This window comes from Mesorhizobium sp. WSM4807, from assembly GCF_055811615.1.
In genome coordinates this window covers 125,929-141,921 of sequence record NZ_JBVVQY010000003.1, presented here as the reverse complement: position 1 = coordinate 141,921, position 15,993 = coordinate 125,929, and the positions used below count along the sequence as shown (strand labels likewise).

The 15,993-nt window shown below is 61.3% G+C and carries 15 protein-coding genes and 1 tRNA gene; 6 read left to right on the top strand and 10 right to left on the bottom strand.

What is annotated here, in order from left to right; genetic code table 11:
- The first annotated feature begins 241 nt into the window (after positions 1–241).
- Positions 242–508 carry a sel1 repeat family protein gene (locus AC0L3N_RS04955; protein WP_473546059.1) on the top strand — a complete coding sequence of 89 codons (267 nt, stop codon included), beginning with the start codon at positions 242–244 and terminating at the stop codon, positions 506–508.
- A gap of 445 nt (positions 509–953) precedes the next feature.
- Positions 954–2,075 (top strand): branched-chain amino acid ABC transporter substrate-binding protein, encoded by a 1,122-nt coding sequence (locus tag AC0L3N_RS04950; protein ID WP_473546057.1) that lies wholly within the window; start codon positions 954–956, stop codon positions 2,073–2,075.
- A gap of 116 nt (positions 2,076–2,191) precedes the next feature.
- Here the strand turns inward: AC0L3N_RS04950 and AC0L3N_RS04945 are convergent, their stop codons facing one another.
- The 8 genes from AC0L3N_RS04945 to AC0L3N_RS04910 all read right to left on the bottom strand — a co-directional run bounded on the left by AC0L3N_RS04945 (position 2,192) and on the right by AC0L3N_RS04910 (position 9,579).
- Positions 2,192–4,153 carry an acetyl/propionyl/methylcrotonyl-CoA carboxylase subunit alpha gene (locus AC0L3N_RS04945; protein ID WP_473546055.1) on the bottom strand — a complete coding sequence of 654 codons (1,962 nt, stop codon included), beginning with the start codon at positions 4,151–4,153 and terminating at the stop codon, positions 2,192–2,194.
- 49 nt (positions 4,154–4,202) lie between these two features.
- Positions 4,203–4,580 (bottom strand): hypothetical protein, encoded by a 378-nt coding sequence (locus tag AC0L3N_RS04940; RefSeq protein WP_077381928.1) that lies wholly within the window; start codon positions 4,578–4,580, stop codon positions 4,203–4,205.
- 118 nt (positions 4,581–4,698) lie between these two features.
- On the bottom strand, positions 4,699–5,229 hold the full coding sequence (locus AC0L3N_RS04935; protein ID WP_473546052.1) for an O-acetyl-ADP-ribose deacetylase: 531 nt from the start codon (positions 5,227–5,229) through the stop codon (positions 4,699–4,701).
- A gap of 1 nt (position 5,230) precedes the next feature.
- On the bottom strand, positions 5,231–6,838 hold the full coding sequence (locus tag AC0L3N_RS04930) for a carboxyl transferase domain-containing protein (protein WP_473546050.1): 1,608 nt from the start codon (positions 6,836–6,838) through the stop codon (positions 5,231–5,233).
- A gap of 4 nt (positions 6,839–6,842) precedes the next feature.
- Positions 6,843–7,226: a type II toxin-antitoxin system VapC family toxin gene (locus tag AC0L3N_RS04925; RefSeq protein ID WP_473546048.1), complete on the bottom strand. Its 384-nt coding sequence runs from the start codon at positions 7,224–7,226 to the stop codon at positions 6,843–6,845.
- Positions 7,223–7,615 carry an AbrB/MazE/SpoVT family DNA-binding domain-containing protein gene (locus AC0L3N_RS04920; protein WP_473546046.1) on the bottom strand — a complete coding sequence of 131 codons (393 nt, stop codon included), beginning with the start codon at positions 7,613–7,615 and terminating at the stop codon, positions 7,223–7,225. Before AC0L3N_RS04920 ends, AC0L3N_RS04925 begins: the two co-directional genes overlap by 4 nt.
- 85 nt (positions 7,616–7,700) lie before the next feature.
- Positions 7,701–8,864 (bottom strand): isovaleryl-CoA dehydrogenase, encoded by a 1,164-nt coding sequence (locus AC0L3N_RS04915; RefSeq protein WP_473546044.1) that lies wholly within the window; start codon positions 8,862–8,864, stop codon positions 7,701–7,703.
- A gap of 64 nt (positions 8,865–8,928) precedes the next feature.
- A complete protein-coding gene (locus tag AC0L3N_RS04910) occupies positions 8,929–9,579 on the bottom strand; it encodes a TetR/AcrR family transcriptional regulator (RefSeq protein ID WP_123149907.1) in 651 nt (216 codons plus the stop codon).
- Between the two features lie 159 nt (positions 9,580–9,738).
- Here AC0L3N_RS04910 and AC0L3N_RS04905 point away from each other — a divergent pair, with 159 nt between their 5' ends.
- Positions 9,739–10,248, top strand: a complete 510-nt coding sequence (locus AC0L3N_RS04905; RefSeq protein ID WP_473546042.1) for a MarR family transcriptional regulator — start codon at positions 9,739–9,741, stop codon at positions 10,246–10,248.
- 29 nt (positions 10,249–10,277) lie between these two features.
- Here the strand turns inward: AC0L3N_RS04905 and AC0L3N_RS04900 are convergent, their stop codons facing one another.
- The gene (locus AC0L3N_RS04900; protein ID WP_473546040.1) at positions 10,278–11,390 is read right to left on the bottom strand and encodes a pyridoxal phosphate-dependent aminotransferase; all 1,113 of its coding nucleotides are present in this window, start codon (positions 11,388–11,390) and stop codon (positions 10,278–10,280) included.
- Positions 11,391–11,510: 120 nt separating this feature from the next.
- Here AC0L3N_RS04900 and AC0L3N_RS04895 point away from each other — a divergent pair, with 120 nt between their 5' ends.
- Positions 11,511–13,187 carry a tetratricopeptide repeat-containing sulfotransferase family protein gene (locus tag AC0L3N_RS04895; protein WP_473546038.1) on the top strand — a complete coding sequence of 559 codons (1,677 nt, stop codon included), beginning with the start codon at positions 11,511–11,513 and terminating at the stop codon, positions 13,185–13,187.
- Between the two features lie 555 nt (positions 13,188–13,742).
- On the opposite strand, the gene AC0L3N_RS04890 is transcribed toward AC0L3N_RS04895, so the two are convergent.
- Positions 13,743–14,957, bottom strand: coding sequence for a porin (locus AC0L3N_RS04890; protein WP_473546036.1), 1,215 nt, complete (start codon positions 14,955–14,957; stop codon positions 13,743–13,745).
- Between the two features lie 466 nt (positions 14,958–15,423).
- Here AC0L3N_RS04890 and AC0L3N_RS04885 point away from each other — a divergent pair.
- Positions 15,424–15,514 (top strand) — tRNA-Ser (locus tag AC0L3N_RS04885).
- 222 nt (positions 15,515–15,736) lie between these two features.
- The gene (locus AC0L3N_RS04880) at positions 15,737–15,979 is read left to right on the top strand and encodes a GIY-YIG nuclease family protein (protein ID WP_095496697.1); all 243 of its coding nucleotides are present in this window, start codon (positions 15,737–15,739) and stop codon (positions 15,977–15,979) included.
- Positions 15,980–15,993 lie beyond the last annotated feature (14 nt).

Sequence of the window (15,993 nt, the reverse complement as noted above, 5' to 3'; positions counted from 1 at the left end):
TCAAATTTAGTGCAAACCGGCGCAATTGCTGGCTTTGCATCCTTAACGAATTCTCGCGTTTACCTCTTGTTTTAGCTTTGTTTTCCTCAAATTAAGCACGCCACTTAACCGCGGATTCAAGCCTCCGGTTCATTCTCGAAAGTATCGAAAGAGCGGCCGCCCCCAAGGGTTATCAACAGATACCAAGGGACAGAACGAGGCAGCTCTCGGGAGCCTGACAGGGCTAGAACAGGGGATTGAAATGGCACGTTTTGAAATGCCTGAAGTCGGCTTCGGCGCCATGGGGGCAACTGCCCAGGCCGACATCCTTTTCGAATTGGGCATGATGTATGCGACCGGCCGCGATTGCGAGACCGATGTCGTCGCCGCCCACAAATGGTTCAACATTGCTGCGATCAAGGGCTCGGTCCGCGCCGCGGAACTGCGCTCGGAATTGTCGGCCGCCATGTCGAAGGTCGAGATCGCCAGGGCGCTGCGCGAAGCCCGCGAATGGATGACGATGCACTAAGGTGGCCTGAACTCATCGGGCACTGAGATCACCGACAGGGACGCTTCAGGTCAAGGCTGCGCAAGACGGCCGGACCGGCAAGAACAAGGCCGCGCAAGACGGTCGTACCAACAATGACAGGAACGCAGCAGGCCGGATACAGCCAAGCTGCGCGACGGACAGGGAAGGCGAGCGGTTTTCGGGCGCGGGAGCGTTCGGGATTGTTCGATCGACAAAAGCCGCGACCGGCCGGAACAAGGCCGGCGCGGCTTTTTGCGTTTTCGACCATGATCCCAAAAAGTGGAAAACGGTTTTTGGAAAAACCATCGTCGAACAGAGGCGTTGCAGGCCCAATCGAGTGCCGTCGATGCGCCTAGACAGGCTTGGCGAAGGGTGAGATTCTCCCGGCCACTCTGGAAGAGGCGCGGCCGGGACGGCCGCGCGAGAGTGGAGGAGTTGTATCACCATGAAAAAGTTGGGTATTTTGAGCGCGGCCATAGTGGGCCTGGTGATGAGCGCGCCGATTGCCTTCGCCGAAGACATCACCTTTTCGGTGGTCGGACCGATGACCGGACAGCTTGCCACCATCGGCGACCAGTTCAAGCAGGGCGCTCAAGCCGCCGCCGACGCGATCAACGCCGCTGGAGGTGTCGAAGGCCGCCAGATCAAGCTCGACGTCCAGGATGACCAGTGCGATCCGAAGCAGGCGGTTTCGGTCGCCAACCGCATCGTCGCCAACGGGGTCAAGTTCATCGATGGCCATGCCTGCTCGGGCTCGAGCATCCCGGCCTCGGCCGTCTATGCCGAAGCCGGTGCGCTGATGATGAGTCCGGCTTCGTCGAACCCAGAGCTGACCGACGCGGCGGCGAAAGCCGGCTGGCCGACGATCATGCGCCTTTATACGCGCGACGATGCGCAGGGCGCTTTCATCGGTCCATGGATCGCCAAGAAATATGCCGGCAAGAAGGTCGTCATCATGCATGACAAGAGCGCCTATGGGCAGGGCGTGGCCGATGCCGTCAAGGCGACGATGAACCAGAACGGTCTCAACGAGATCCTCTACGAGGGCATCAACGCCGGCGAAAAGGACTACTCGGCGCTTGTCACCAAGCTCAAGGAACTGAAGGCTGATGTGGTCTATTTCGGCGGCTACCACCCCGAGGCCGGCCTCATCCTGCGCCAGTCGGCGGAACAGAACCTCAAGTTCCAGCTGATCATGCCGGACTCGATCGCCACCCCGGAATTCTGGCAGGTTGCCGGCCCGGCCGGCGAAGGCACCATGTTCGTCTTCCCGTCGGATCCGCGGGCCAAGCCCGAAGCCAAGGAAGCCATCGAAAAGATCAAGGCGGGCGGCTTCGTGCCCGAGGGCTTTACGCTGTTCTCCTATGCCGTGATCCAGGCCTTTGCCGAGGGTATCAAGCGCGCCGGCAGCGACGACCCGGCCAAGGTTGCCGAAGCGTTGAAGAACGGCGAGCCGATCAGCACCGTCGTCGGCCCTGTCACTTTCGATGAAAAGGGCGACCTCAAGAACGTCAGCTACGACATCAACCAGTGGCACGACGGCAAATACGCGCCGATCCAGCCGTAACGATTGGCGTCGCTTGCGGTAAAACGGAAATGGCCGCGTCAGACCGGCCATTTTCATTTGGGCATGCGTTTGTGGCGCGTGTCTTCAACGTCACCTTATGAATGGGGGAACAGCGGTCAGCCGTGGGCTTCCTCGGCAAAACGCACCAGCACGGTCCCGTCGGTGACCTGCGCGCCTTCCGCTGCGATTTCGGCGATCGTGCCGTCATGGGTGGCGGAAATCGTGTGTTCCATCTTCATCGCTTCCAGGATCAACAGCGGCTGGCCCTTGATGACGGCCTCGCCCTTGGCTGCACGCACCAGCTTGACCAGACCCGGCATCGGCGCCCTCAGGCTGTCAGAACCGGCGGCGATTTCGTCGGCCCTTGCCAACGGGTCCGGCACCGCGAAGCTGTAGCCGACGGCGCCCGAAAAGACAGTGACATGGCCCGGCCAGCGGGCAAGGCGAGAGCCAGCGCGCAGATCAAGCGCGCTGTTATAAGGTGCGTCCAGTGCCACTTGGAAGCGCCCGTCCGGCGGCAGTACCGACACTAGCGCGACAATCTCGTCCTCGCCGTAGCGCAGTCGCGTGCGCCGCGGAACAGTGTGGAAATGCGCATAGCCGGCAAGCGACGACCATGGATCGTCGGACGGCGCCTGAGCCCCGGCGCCGGACGCCGCAAATGCGGCTGCGGCGACGATCTCGCTGCTCGGCGGCGGCACTGCGGTCAGCGCTTGCTGATGCCTGCCGATCAGGCCGGTATCGACATCACCTGCCGAAAAATCCGCGTCAGCGGCAAGAGCGGCGAGAAAGGCGGTGTTGACGGTCGAGCCAGCGATCTCGGTCTGCGAAAGGGCCATGCTCAGCGCTTCGAGCGCCGCCTGCCTGCCCTTGCCGCGCACGATCAGCTTGGCGATCATTGGATCGTAGAAGGGCGAGATGGCATCACCGGCCCGCACGCCGGTCTCGATCCGCATGCTTGCGCCCTCGGGCGCAGCATCCGGAAATTTCAGGTGATGCAGCGTGCCCGTCGCCGGCAAAAAACCCTTTGCCGCGTCCTCGGCATAAATGCGCGCTTCGAAGGCATGGCCGGAGAGCGTGATCTCGCTCTGCGTCTTCGGCAGTTTTTCGCCGGACGCCACCCGCAACTGCCACTCGACCATATCGGTACCGGTAACCATTTCGGTGACCGGGTGCTCGACCTGCAGGCGAGTGTTCATTTCCATGAACCAGAAGCGGTCGGCATTCAGCCCTTGCGAGGCATCGACGATGAACTCGATCGTGCCGGCGCCGGAATAATTGATCGCCTTGGCGGCCTTCACCGCCGCCTCCGTCATCGCTTTGCGCAATGCCGGCATCATGCCGGGGGCGGGGGCTTCCTCGATCACCTTCTGATGGCGGCGCTGCGCCGAGCAGTCGCGCTCGTAGAGATGCACGACGTTGCCGAAGATATCGCCGAATACCTGAACCTCGATGTGGCGCGGCTTGTCGATATATTTCTCGACCAGCACGCGGTCGTCGCCGAAAGCGGCCTTGGCCTCGCGCCGCGCACCCGACAGCGCCTCGGAAAAGTCGTCGGGGTGTTCCACGCGCCGCATGCCCTTGCCACCGCCACCGGCGCGCGCTTTGATCAGGACGGGATAGCCGATCTCGCGTGCCTTGGAGGCGAGCAGCACAATCTCCTGCGCCTCGCCGTGATAGCCCGGCACGACAGGCACGCCGGCCTTCTCCATCAGCCGCTTGGCCGCGTCCTTCAGCCCCATGGCGCGGATCGAGGCGGCCGACGGGCCGATGAAGACGAGCCCCGCCGCCGTCACCTGATCGACGAAATCGGGGTTTTCCGAGAGGAAGCCGTAGCCCGGATGGATGGCCTCGGCGCCGGTGGCCAAAGCCGCGGCGATGATCTTGTCGCCGCGCAGATAGCTTTCGCCGACCGGGGAGGGACCGATATGCACCGCCTCGTCGGCCATCTCGACATGCAAAGCCCTGGCGTCGGCGTCGGAATAGACGGCAACGCTACGTACGCCCAGCTTGCGCGCCGCGCGGATCACCCGGCAAGCGATCTCGCCGCGGTTGGCGATCAGGATTTTGGCGAACATGAAACCTCCCGGATTTTCCGCGGGCGGTGCCAGTCAGCCAGGCGACTGACTATTTGGAAAGCGCGATCTGACAGCCGCCGCTCGCAAGCCTGACTTTCCACTTTTTCAAGCCTGACTGACAGTTCCGCAGCGCCAAATCTTCCGCCGCCTTTTGCGACGGTGCGTTCAGCCGCGCGCCGCAGATGATGGAGATGTCGACGACGCGCGAATAAAAGGTCGTTGCATAGGCTGAATGGCCGCTGGCCGCCACATAGGCGTTGTACGTCTTGGTACACGGATCCTTCGGGTTTCCAGCCAAAGTCGGGTAGAAACGGATGTCGCCTTTGTTGCCCGCCAGTGATTCCGCAGCGCTGCTGCCTGGAGCAGCTAATATAAGAAGCCCTGCAAGTATCGATACAGTAGTTTTCTGAGAAAGTCGCAGTCTCATCTTCGCCCCATCCCCATGGAAATTGCAAATCAGCAATAGCCGCAATTTTTCCGTCTGGCCAGTTCGATGTTTGAAAATGAGTCTGAAGGGTGTGGACGGGATTTCTCATAGGGACAGGTCACGCTCCCGCCTGGCGCAGCAACGCCTGCTGGTATAGTTCTGCCGTCTGCTGGTCGAAGCAGCAGAAAATGACAGTTTCCGGAACCGCGTTCTGGCCGACGAAGGCGCTCACGGTATCAACAGCGACCTGCGTCGCCTGGTCCTTTGGATACCGGTATACACCGGTCGAGATCGCTGGGAATGCTACGGTCCGGCAACGCTTGGCGGCGGCGAGTTCGAGCGACTGGCGATAGCAGGAGGCCAACAACGCGGCTTCGCCCTTGCCGCCGCCTTGCCAGACCGGCCCGACCGTGTGGATGACGTAGCGTGCCGGCAGCCTATATCCGTTGGTTAGTTTTGCGTCGCCGACCTTGCAGCCATTGAGTGTTCGGCATTCGGCCAGAAGTTCGGGACCGGCCGCACGGTGGATGGCGCCGTCGACGCCTCCGCCACCCAGAAGTGACGTATTGGCGGCGTTGACGATGGCATCGACCGCCAGCTTTGTGATGTCGCCGACATGAACGCCAATCCTGGGGACAATCTCGCTCATCTCACATCCTGAACACGCCGAACCGTGTCTCCTCGATCTCGGCGTTCAGCGCGGCTGAAAGGCTAAGCGCCAGCACCTCGCGCGTCTTGGCCGGGTCGATGATGCCGTCATCCCAGAGCCGGGCGGAGGAATAGAGCGGGTGGCCCTCATGCTCGTATTTCATCAGGATCGGCTTCTTGAATTTCGCCTCCTCCTCCGCACTCCATTCCCCGCCCTTGCGCTCGATTCCCTCGCGCTTGACGACGGCCAGCACTGTGGCCGCCTGCTCGCCGCCCATCACCGAAATGCGGGCATTCGGCCACATCCATAAGAACCGTGGCGAATAGGCGCGTCCGCACATGCCGTAATTGCCGGCGCCGAACGAGCCGCCGATGATCATGGTTACCTTCGGCACCCGGGCCGTGGCGACGGCCATCACCAGCTTGGCGCCGTCCTTGGCGATGCCGCCGGCCTCGTATTTTCGCCCCACCATGAAGCCGGTGATGTTTTGCAGAAAGATCAGCGGGATCTTGCGCTGGCAACACAGCTCGATGAAATGCGCGCCTTTCAGCGCGCTTTCGGAGAACAGCACGCCGTTGTTGGCGATGATGCCGACCGGCATGCCGTTGAGATGGGCAAAGCCGGTGACCAGCGTGGTGCCGTAATTCTGCTTGAACTCATCGAAGTCGGAGCCGTCGACGATGCGGGCGATCACTTCACGTACGTCATAGGGCTGGCGCAGATCGGTCGGCACGATACCGTAGAGCTCATCGGCTGCATGAAGCGGCGGACTCGGATCGCGAAGTGCCAGCCCGATCTCCTTCTTTCGATTCAGGTTCTTGACGATGCGGCGCGCGATCGCCAGCGCATGCTCGTCGTCCAGCGCAAAATGGTCGGCAACGCCGGAAAGCCGCGTGTGGACGTCGGCGCCGCCCAACTCCTCCGCGCTGACATCCTCGCCGGTGGCGGCCTTCACCAGCGGCGGGCCGCCAAGGAAGATAGTCGCCTGGTTGCGCACCATGATCGTCTCGTCCGACATCGCCGGCACATAGGCGCCGCCCGCCGTGCACGAACCCATGACGCAGGCGATCTGCGGAATGCCCGAAGCCGACATATTGGCCTGGTTGTAGAAGATGCGGCCGAAATGATCGCGGTCAGGAAACACCTCGTCCTGGTTGGGCAGATTGGCGCCGCCGCTGTCGACCAGATAGACGCAAGGCAGTTTGTTCTGCAGCGCGATCTCCTGGGCGCGCAGATGCTTCTTTACGGTCAGCGGATAATAGGTGCCGCCCTTCACCGTGGCGTCGTTGACGACGACCATGACTTCGGTGCCTTCGACGCGGCCGATGCCGGTAATGATGCCGGCTGATGAGATGTCTTCGCCATACATCGACCACGCCGCGAACTGGCCGATTTCGAGGAACGGTGAGCCGATGTCGAGCAATTGGGCAAGGCGCTCGCGCGGCAAAAGCTTGCCGCGGCTCTGGTGCCGCTCACGCGCTTCCTCCGAGCCGCCACGCTCGACGGTTGCCGCCTTTTCCGCAATGTCGGCGACCAGCGCCCGCATGCGCTCGGCATTGGCGCGGAAGCTGTCGGAGGCGGGCGAGATCTGCGAGGTGAGGGTGGGCATGGTGTTACCGGATCAGTTCGATCTTGCAGCCGATATCCAGGTCGCCCCAGTCACGGTCAGCGGTGACGGCAATCGCGTTCTCGCGAATTGCCAGGGCGAGGCAGGCCCGGTCGCCCAGCGACAAGCCGCGATGCCGCGTCAGCTCGCGAAGCTGACCGGCGGCGATGCCCATCATTTCGTCGAAAACAGCGACCGGCATGCCGAGGCTGGCGAGGTCGTCTGCGGCCTCTTCCATGCTGCGTCCCCTGTCGATCAGCTTGGCGATGACTTCAGCCGTATTGACGGAACTGCATTGCGCGTCCGGCGCGAATCCCAAGGCGATATCGGTGCCTGTCTCGTTGAGCAGGATCGCGAGCGCCGCCGAGCTGTCCATAACGTAGGGTTTCACTTCGCTCCTTTCCTCGCCGTTCCTTCGGCGTGAAGCCGGTCCAAACGCTTGTCGCTTCGGTGCTGTTCTTCTCGCCGCTCCTTCAGAAATTCGTCGACGACACTCTCGCCCGGCTTTTTCAACGCCGACAATTCCGCCTGGACGCGCCTGAGATTCCGAAGCCACGACCTTACCCGCAACTCGCCGTTCTCGACATGAAGGATCAAGTCTTCGCCAGGCTTCACGCCCATTTCCTCGCGCATCGCAGCCGGGATAACAAAGCGTCCGCCCTCGCCAAGTCTAACGCGCTCGCGTTTCGCTGGAACCCGGAGCGGAGTTTTCCGAGCTCCGGCCTCGAATTGTGTTTGCGGATTTTCGTCAAATCCAGCCTTTTCGGTTCCGTTCGCCATAGTCTGCCTCGTTCCCGAAATGTGGCACATATTAGTTAATATGGCACAATTGGCTATTCATGGCAAAGATTCAAAAAAGGGACCACTAGATCGCCTCCGCCATGATTTCCCGGCCGATCAGCCAGCGGCGAATTTCGCTGGTGCCGGCGCCGATCTCATAGAGCTTGGCGTCGCGCAAAAGCCGCCCGGTCGGATAGTCGTTGATGTAGCCGTTGCCGCCCAGCAGCTGGATGGCGTCGAGCGCCATCTGCGTCGCCTTCTCGGCAGCGAACAGCACGCAAGCGGCGGCGTCCTTGCGGCTCGTCTGGCCGCGGTCGCAGGCGGCGGCCACGGCATAGACATAGGCGCGCGCGGCATTCATCGTCGTATACATGTCGGCGAGCTTGCCCTGCACCAGCTGGAACTCGCCGATCGGCTGGCCGAACTGCTTGCGTTCGTGCACATAAGGTATTGCCACATCGAGGCACGCCGCCATCAGCCCGATCGGGCCGCCGGCGAGCACGGTGCGCTCGTAGTCGAGGCCCGACATCAGCACTTCGACGCCGCGCCCTTCCTCATGCAGCACATTGTCGAACGGCACCTCGACGTCTGAAAAAACCAGTTCGCCGGTGTTGGAGCCGCGCATGCCGAGCTTGTCGAGCTTTTGCGCGACGGAAAATCCGGCAAAATTCTTTTCGACGATGAAGGCGGTGATGCCGCGCGAATGGAGCTCCGGATCGGTCTTGGCATAGACGACCAGCGTCTCGGCGTCCGGGCCGTTGGTGATCCACATCTTGGTGCCGTTGAGCACGTAGTGGTCGTTGCGCTTTTCGGCACGCAGTTTGAGCGACACGATGTCGGAGCCGGCGCCGGATTCCGACATTGCCAGCGCGCCGACCTTTTCGCCGATGCACAGCGCAGGCAGATATTTCTGCTTCTGCGCCGGCGTTGCCCAGCGATTGATCTGGTTGACACAGAGGTTGGAATGAGCGCCGTAGGAGAGGCCGACCGATGCCGAGGCGCGGGAAATCTCCTCCATAGCGACAACATGAGCGAGATAGCCCATGCCGGTGCCGCCGAAATCCGGATCGGCGGTGATGCCGAGCAGGCCGAGCCCACCGAGCTCGGCCCACAGATGCGCCGGAAATTCGTTCGAGCGGTCGATCTCGGCGGCGATCGGCGCGATCTTGTCCTGGGCGAAGCGCCGCACCAGGTCGCGCAGTGCCTCGATGTCTTCGTCAAGCCCGAAGTTAAGTGTGTGCGTGTACATGCCGTTCCTCCCGGCGCACGACCCCGAAATCGAATTCGATTTTCGCGGTGGATCATGCGCAAAATCAAAGTGCTACAGCGTCGTTTGCTCGCCCGGCGCTGTAGGTCGTTGTCGCGCTGCGGGCCTTTGCTCCAACCAGGCGCATCGTCATTGAAAGATATGTGGCGGTTACCTCCGAGATCGATAGCCGCTCGCCCGGCCGGAACCAGACGATGACGCCGGTCATCATCTGGATCAGCGCCATGGCAGTCAGCCCGGTGTCTTCGACGTCGAAGACACCGGCTTCTGCGCCGTCGCGCAGAATGGCGCGCAGCTCCTTTTCATAAGTCGTGCGCATTCGCAGGATCTGCGTCAGGCGATCATGCGACAGGCTGCGCAATTCCATGTTCGAGACATGGGTGGAGTGGCGGCGTTCGATGTGGAAGGCGATGTGGTTTTCGACATAGGCGGCGAGCCGCGTCGCCGGATCGGCCACGACGGGGCGCGCCGCATTCCATGCCTCAATCAGCCCTTCCATATGCTCGCGCATCAGCGTGAACAAGAGGTCTTCTTTGGTCGGAAAATAGCGATAGAGCGCCGCGGCCTGCACGCCGACCTCGGCGGCCAGCTGGCGCATCGACATTGCCTCGTAGCCAAGACGCGCGATCAGGCTGACCGCCGCCTCGCGGACCGCTGCCTCGGTCTTTTCCCCGTCAGAACCGGTCGTGCGCGCCATGATCGCCTCTCGAGTGGCGCAATAATAAAACGAACGTTCAATTAATTCAAGCGTGGATTCGATTCCAAGATAAATGACCGCGTCTTTTAAATAGTTGACTTAGTCAATCGATTTGGCGATGATCCTGCAGCGTAGAAATCTCCTGAGAAGGAGCCTGCCATGCCGGATGAGCGGAATGCCATGGTCACCCAAATCCGCCATTTCAACAGGTTCTACACCAGCTTGATCGGGCTGCTCGACGAGACCTTGATGCAGAGCACCTACACGCTGACCGAGGCGCGGGTGCTGTTCGAGCTGGGTCACCGGGCGGGCGCCGTCGCTAGCAACCCGAGCGGCGAGGCAGGGTTTCTCGCGCGAGCGTTCCATCTCGATCTCGGGCCGGCGGCGTCCTGGATTGCCGGCGAACTCCGGCTGGACCCTGCCTATGTCGCGCGGATCCTCAGAAAATTCGCCGCCATGGGCCTGATCGAACTGCGTGCCGACCCGGACGACCGGCGTCGGCGCATCCTGTCGCTGACCGCGCGGGGGAACTCGGAACTGGCCACGCTGCAGGCGGCGGCGGACCGCGATCTTACCCGGCTGACGGCCGGCCTGGCCGACAACGAAGCCGCCGAGCTTGCGGACGCCTTGAAGCGGGTCATGTGCCTGCTCGGCGACGGGGGGAAATAGCGGCAGGCCGAAACGATGTTTTGCGATCCTCAGTTCCTCCGTGCCGCCGCTAGCGCGCCGGGTAGCTCCTTAGCAAGGATGTCGAGCTCGTGGTCGAGGCCGACGCTGACCCGGATGCAGCGGTCGAGCACCGGCACCATCGGCTTGCGGATGAACACATCGCGCGACAGCAGCGCCTGCAGCACCTTCAGCGCGAAGGCGCCGTCGCCGCCGCAGTCTATGGTGACGAAATTGGTCGCCGAGGGCAGCGGCTTCAGCCCGTTCGCCTCGGCTATTTCAGCGATGCGGCGGCGGCCGGCAGCGACCCGCGCCACCACGCTTTGCAGATAGTCCTGATCGGCCAGCGCCTCGACACCGGCGATCTGCGCCATGCGGCTGACGCCGTAATGGTTGCGGATCTTCTCGAAATCGCGGATCACCTGGGCGTCGGCCACCGCATAGCCGCAGCGGATGCCGGCCAGCCCGTAGGCCTTCGAGAAGGTGCGCATGCGGATGACGTTCGGCCGCGCGACATCGATCGGCGGCAGCGCCGAGGCCGGGCCTAGCTCGCCATAGGCCTCGTCGAGCACCAGCATGGTGGTTTCCGGCAGGGCTTCGATGAAGCGGATGAGCTCGGCCGCTTCCCACCAGCTGCCCATTGGATTGTCCGGGTTGGACAGATAGACCAGCGGCGCCGTCTCCGTGGCGACCGCAGCCAGCAGGCCGTCCAGGCTTTCCCGGTCGTTCTCGTAGGGAACCGCGACCAGCCGGCCGCCGACGCCGGCAATATGGAAATTGAAAGTCGGATAGGCGCCGAGCGAGGTGACAACCGCGTCGCCCGGCGCCACATACATGCGCGCCACCAGGCTGAGCAATCCGTCTATGCCTTCGCCGACCACCACGTTTTCGGCGCCGACGCCAAGATGCGCGGCGACTGCCACCTTCAAATCGTGATTGTCTGGGTCGCAATACATCCACATATCGCTGGCAATCTTGGCCATACGGGCGACGACGCGCGGCGAGGGACCAAAGCTGCTCTCATTGGCGCCGATGCGGGCGCGAAACGCGCGGCCCCGGTCACGTTCCTGCGCCTCCGGGCCGACAAACGGCACCGTCGAGGGAAGCGCACTGACGATTGGCGTGAGGGAAGGGCGCTGGCGCATGGCAAAGGCTCGTTCGAAAAGGGCCTTCTTGCTAGCGCGGCACAGTTGGCCGCGCAAGCTCCCGCCTTGGCTGCAACCAGCATGCTGGATTCTCCCCGCTCTTTTTGCTAGCGAGATATCATGAACAATCGACTCCCACCTGCCTGGTCCAAGCACCTCAAGCCCGGCCCCGCGCCGAAACCCAAATCGCCGCAACCGAATGTGCCGCAAGCGAAGCTGCCGAATTCGCCCTCGCGTGCGCAGGCCGACGACGCGCTGCTCAAACAGGCATATGCCTTTCACCAGGCCAAGCGGCTCGACGAGGCTCAGGACCTATGCCTTCGGGTTCTGGCGCGCACGCCGAACCATCCGCTCGCCTTGTACATCCTGGGGACCGTATACCTGGGTTACGATGACGAGAGGGCCTTGCGATATTTCGCACGGGCGGTCGGCGAGGAACCTAAAAACCCCTACTACCACCTCAGCCTGGGCGAGGCCTATGTGAAGGTCAGCGAGTATTCGCCCGCAATCAGGCATATGCAGTACGCCTTGGAACTGCAGCCCGGCCTAATCGAAGCACTTTGTGCATTGGGGCGCACTTACACGGCGTTTGACAAGCCTGACATGGCTTTGCCGCTTTACGAGAAGGCGCTGAAAATCAACCGCGATCATCCCAAGGTGCGAGCCGGGCTGGCCGGCGCGCTCAGCGGCCTAGGGCGTATGGATGAAGCCGCCGTCTATCTGAAAGAAGCAATCGAACGTCGTATTGGGGTGCCGGCTGCCTACAACGATCTTGTACAGACGCAAAAGTTCACCGAGGAGCCCGAGGAACTCCAATCCATCCTTCGTGAACTCGGTAATCCGAAGCTTGGTTCGGAAGCCGCGCAGCAGCTCCATCACGCCGCCGGCAAGGTCCTGAACGACCTCAAGCGCTACGATGAGGCATTCGACCATTTCAACAGGGCGAAACAGGCCTCCGGCTACAAGTTCGACATCTACTTGTATCGTCGGTGGATCGATTCGATGATTGAAACCTTCACGCCGGACTTTTTGGCTGCCCGGGCCGGCTATGGAAATCCTTCCGAAATGCCTGTGTTCGTGGTTGGCATGCCCCGCTCGGGAACGACGCTCACGGAGCAGATCTGCGCCAGCCATCCCGATGTTCATGGTGCAGGGGAGCTTAGCAAACTAAGGCGGGTCGCGAATGCGATCGGTCTCAAGACATCATCGGCTGGAGATTTGCACCAGCCAATCACGTCGATCACGGAAGACCTGTCCAGAACCTTGGCCGAAGAGCATCTGTCCTACTTGCGGGAGCGGGCGCCTGCCGCACTTCGCGTCGTGGACAAGACGCCGCACAATTTCGAACTGATCGGCCTTATCGGGCTTCTCTTCCCCAACGCACGCATCATTCATTGCCGTCGTGACGCCATCGACAATTGCGTCTCCTGCTTTGTCCTCAACTTTAGCGAGGCACACAGCTATAACACCGACCTGAAAACACTAGGCCTGTACTATCGCGAGTATGATCGCCTGATGCAGCATTGGAACAAGGTTTTTCCGGGCCTTATCTTCGAAAATCGCTACGAAACGCTGGTTGAGGACCAGGAAGCGCAGTCACGCCGCCTCATAGATTATCTTGGGCTGCCTTGGGATGACGCCTGCCTGCGCTTTTTCGACAGGGATGGTTCGGTCAACACGCCCAGTCGCTGGCAGGTTCGTCAACCGATTTACAAATCGTCGGTCAAGCGCTGGAAGAATTATGAAAATGAAATTCAGCCGCTGATACAGTCGCTGGGCGATCTTGCAGAGATTTGACTTGAGGATGGCGATCCGCATTGCGTGGACCGCGAGGGTCGCAAGCGCATAGGCTTAGCCGATCTTCTGCGATCAGGCCACCATGCCTTGGCAGGGCAGGAGCGAACGCCCTATCCTGTTCCTTCCAAGCGCTGCTGCGGTGCAGAATCTTTCAAGACGCTGGAGGAACAGCGCCCCCCTCTGTCCTGCCCTCTTTGCCAAAACTTGGCATCTCCCCCACGAGGGGGGAGATTGGCCGTCATTGCGGCTTTCGCTAATCTCCAACGTTGATGAACAGGCGCTGTCAGCGAAGCTGCCGATCTCCCTCCTTGTGGGGGAGATGCCACCATTTTGGCAAAGAGGGGCAGGACAGAAGGGGGCGCGAAGGATCGCTGCTGCTTTCATTCTGCGCAGCCGATCGGCTTCCAACCTGTCAGAAATCACAGACCGAGATCCAGCACAGAACGACCATGGCCGGCATTGGCGGCGTCATGCATCACGCAACGCGACAGCCACGCCGATACGAAAAAACCCGGCGGTTGCCCGCCGGGTTGGAGTTCAGTCAGACAAAGTCTGTTAGAACGAGCGCTGGAAGCGGAGCATGCCGCCGAGGCTGTCTTCGTCGTCCGCATTGGTCCAGTTGGAGAAGTCGTCCTCGCCGAACTCGCCGGCGTGCAGGTAGTCGACTTCGGCCGTGATCGTCAGGCCCGGAACGATGTCATAGGCAATGTTGGCGGCGATGCCGAGGTTTTCGCCTTCGTCATACGAGATCTGGGTGTTGAACGAGGTCTTCTCGTTGATGGTGTAGGTGCCACCGCCCCAGACCGCCCAGTTGCCGGACCACAGCTTGTAGAAGCCGCGGCCGCCTGCGGCGGGGAATGCAAAGCCGTCGTCCGTGTAGTTGTCGTCCGTGCCGTAGCCGGCCATGATGAACAGCGACAGGTTCTCCATCGGGGTGACGTCGAGGCGAACCTTGCCGGCCACTTCTTCGTAGTTGGCGTCGTAAGCAATGACGCCGGTGATGGCGCCCCAGCCCTGTGTCCACTTCAGGCCGCCGACGACATGCGGAACATAGCTGTCGATCGTGAAGTCGCCATAACCTTGTTCGAGCGAGACCACGGCCGAGAAGCCGTTGCCGGCGTCGAAATAGTACTGAACGACGTTGGTGTCGAAACCACCGTAGGGAACCAGCGTATCCTGGATGACGTTGCCGGCATAACCGATGAACGTATCGAAGGCCGATTCGTCTTTACCGACGCGCAGCCCACCGAGCTGGATCCAGGCGAAGTTCAGCGAAATGCCTTTGTTTTCGGCAGGGTTAAAGACATATTCTATGGTATCTGGCGCCACGGGCAGCGGACCGGGGCCGTCCGGATCGACACCGGGGATGACTGTTCTGCTGACGTGTCGGTTCCGGTTGCCGAAGTTGAAACGGGTCTCGGTGTAGGTCTTCAAGGTGCCGAGCTCGGTTTCCTGGCCGGTCCAGGTCTTAAAGTTAAAGCGGGCCTGCTTGTAGTACGTGTCCTGAATGTCGCCGTCTTCGGCGTCGAAGTTCTCAGCACCATCGAACGAGCCGACGTCGCCGACGCCGATGTCGTAGCGGACGTAGCCGCCGATGCGCAGGCAGGTCTCGGTGCCGGGGATGTAGAAGTAGCCAGCGCCGTAGACGTCGCAGATGCGGACGTATTCAGCGGGTTCCGGCTCGGCAACGACGACGGCGTCGGCGGCGCGCGCACCGGAAACTGCGACCAGTGCCGCAGCGGAGCCAAGAAGAAGGCTCTTGATGTTCATTTTCTGACCTCCAGTCAAAAGTTAAAAAACGGGTCTGGGTATTCTTTGCTGAAGGACAGCGTTCCCTGCCCCATCCCCACTACCGAAAAAGATGCGCACCGCGCCGCTCCTTCAAATTCGACATTACCCATGAGGCGGCGGCGTTCAACCACCATCGCATCGGCGAAAGGTCTGCGCGGGTGCTATCCCCCTGCGTTGTTGCACAAATGACACGATTTGGCCTCACTCGGAAAGCTCCCATTAACCATTGAGCTGTCGGAAACTCTTGGGCGAGCCCTTGCAATCCGGCCGATTCCGGCAATTGCCCCCTCCCTGAATTGCGACGATGTCGTGAGTCGTCAGCCAAGGGATTGCCGCAGAATCGCCGCATGGCAAAAGCGCGGTTTCGGCAGAAGCCGGTTTTTTCAACGATAATGGGTCAGGCTTGTTGATTGTGCCGGCGCTTTTCTTTATCCACCGGCGCAACGGAGAGGTGGCCGAGTGGTCGAAGGCGCTCCCCTGCTAAGGGAGTAGAGGTCAAAAGCTTCTCGTGGGTTCGAATCCCATCCTCTCCGCCATCCTGCTTCGCGCTGCGCGCTTCGCAGGACAAGCCAGCGAATCCATCCTGCCTCGCGCTTCGCAAGACAAGTCCGGCAAATCCCTTTCTGCGCGAAGCAGGATGCCCTCCGAAGCCTTGGCGAAGGAGGGCTGCAAAACAGGGTTGGCAGTCTTCCTCTCGCGAAGCAGGATACCCTCCGCGTAGTCCTGCGAAGCGCGAAGCAGGGAAGGAGGGCCGATTCGTGTGGTATGTGTATCTGCTGGAAAGCAAGGCTGCCGAAGGTGAGCGCTATATCGGCGTAACTTCCGACCTGAAACGACGGATTGTCGAGCACAACGCCGGAAAATCCAGCCATACTTCCAAATTCATGCCATGGCGGATCGTGACCTATGTCGCCTTCTCGAACCTGGCTAACGCGACTTCATTCGAGCGTTATCTTAAATCCGGTTCCGGGCACGCTTTCGCCAACAAACGTCTGTGGTGAATGTCCGCATCCCT

Bases quoted from the DNA above. Each gene is read 5' to 3' on its own strand.
- AC0L3N_RS04955 (WP_473546059.1), top strand. From the start codon at position 242: ATGGCACGTTTTGAAATGCCTGAAGTCGGCTTCGGCGCCATGGGGGCA.
- AC0L3N_RS04950 (WP_473546057.1), top strand. From the start codon at position 954: ATGAAAAAGTTGGGTATTTTGAGCGCGGCCATAGTGGGCCTGGTGATG.
- AC0L3N_RS04945 (WP_473546055.1), bottom strand. From the start codon at position 4,153: ATGTTCGCCAAAATCCTGATCGCCAACCGCGGCGAGATCGCTTGCCGG.
- AC0L3N_RS04940 (WP_077381928.1), bottom strand. From the start codon at position 4,580: ATGAGACTGCGACTTTCTCAGAAAACTACTGTATCGATACTTGCAGGG.
- AC0L3N_RS04935 (WP_473546052.1), bottom strand. From the start codon at position 5,229: ATGAGCGAGATTGTCCCCAGGATTGGCGTTCATGTCGGCGACATCACA.
- AC0L3N_RS04930 (WP_473546050.1), bottom strand. From the start codon at position 6,838: ATGCCCACCCTCACCTCGCAGATCTCGCCCGCCTCCGACAGCTTCCGC.
- AC0L3N_RS04920 (WP_473546046.1), bottom strand. From the start codon at position 7,615: ATGGCGAACGGAACCGAAAAGGCTGGATTTGACGAAAATCCGCAAACA.
- AC0L3N_RS04915 (WP_473546044.1), bottom strand. From the start codon at position 8,864: ATGTACACGCACACACTTAACTTCGGGCTTGACGAAGACATCGAGGCA.
- AC0L3N_RS04910 (WP_123149907.1), bottom strand. From the start codon at position 9,579: ATGGCGCGCACGACCGGTTCTGACGGGGAAAAGACCGAGGCAGCGGTC.
- AC0L3N_RS04905 (WP_473546042.1), top strand. From the start codon at position 9,739: ATGCCGGATGAGCGGAATGCCATGGTCACCCAAATCCGCCATTTCAAC.
- AC0L3N_RS04900 (WP_473546040.1), bottom strand. From the start codon at position 11,390: ATGCGCCAGCGCCCTTCCCTCACGCCAATCGTCAGTGCGCTTCCCTCG.
- AC0L3N_RS04895 (WP_473546038.1), top strand. From the start codon at position 11,511: ATGAACAATCGACTCCCACCTGCCTGGTCCAAGCACCTCAAGCCCGGC.
- AC0L3N_RS04890 (WP_473546036.1), bottom strand. From the start codon at position 14,957: ATGAACATCAAGAGCCTTCTTCTTGGCTCCGCTGCGGCACTGGTCGCA.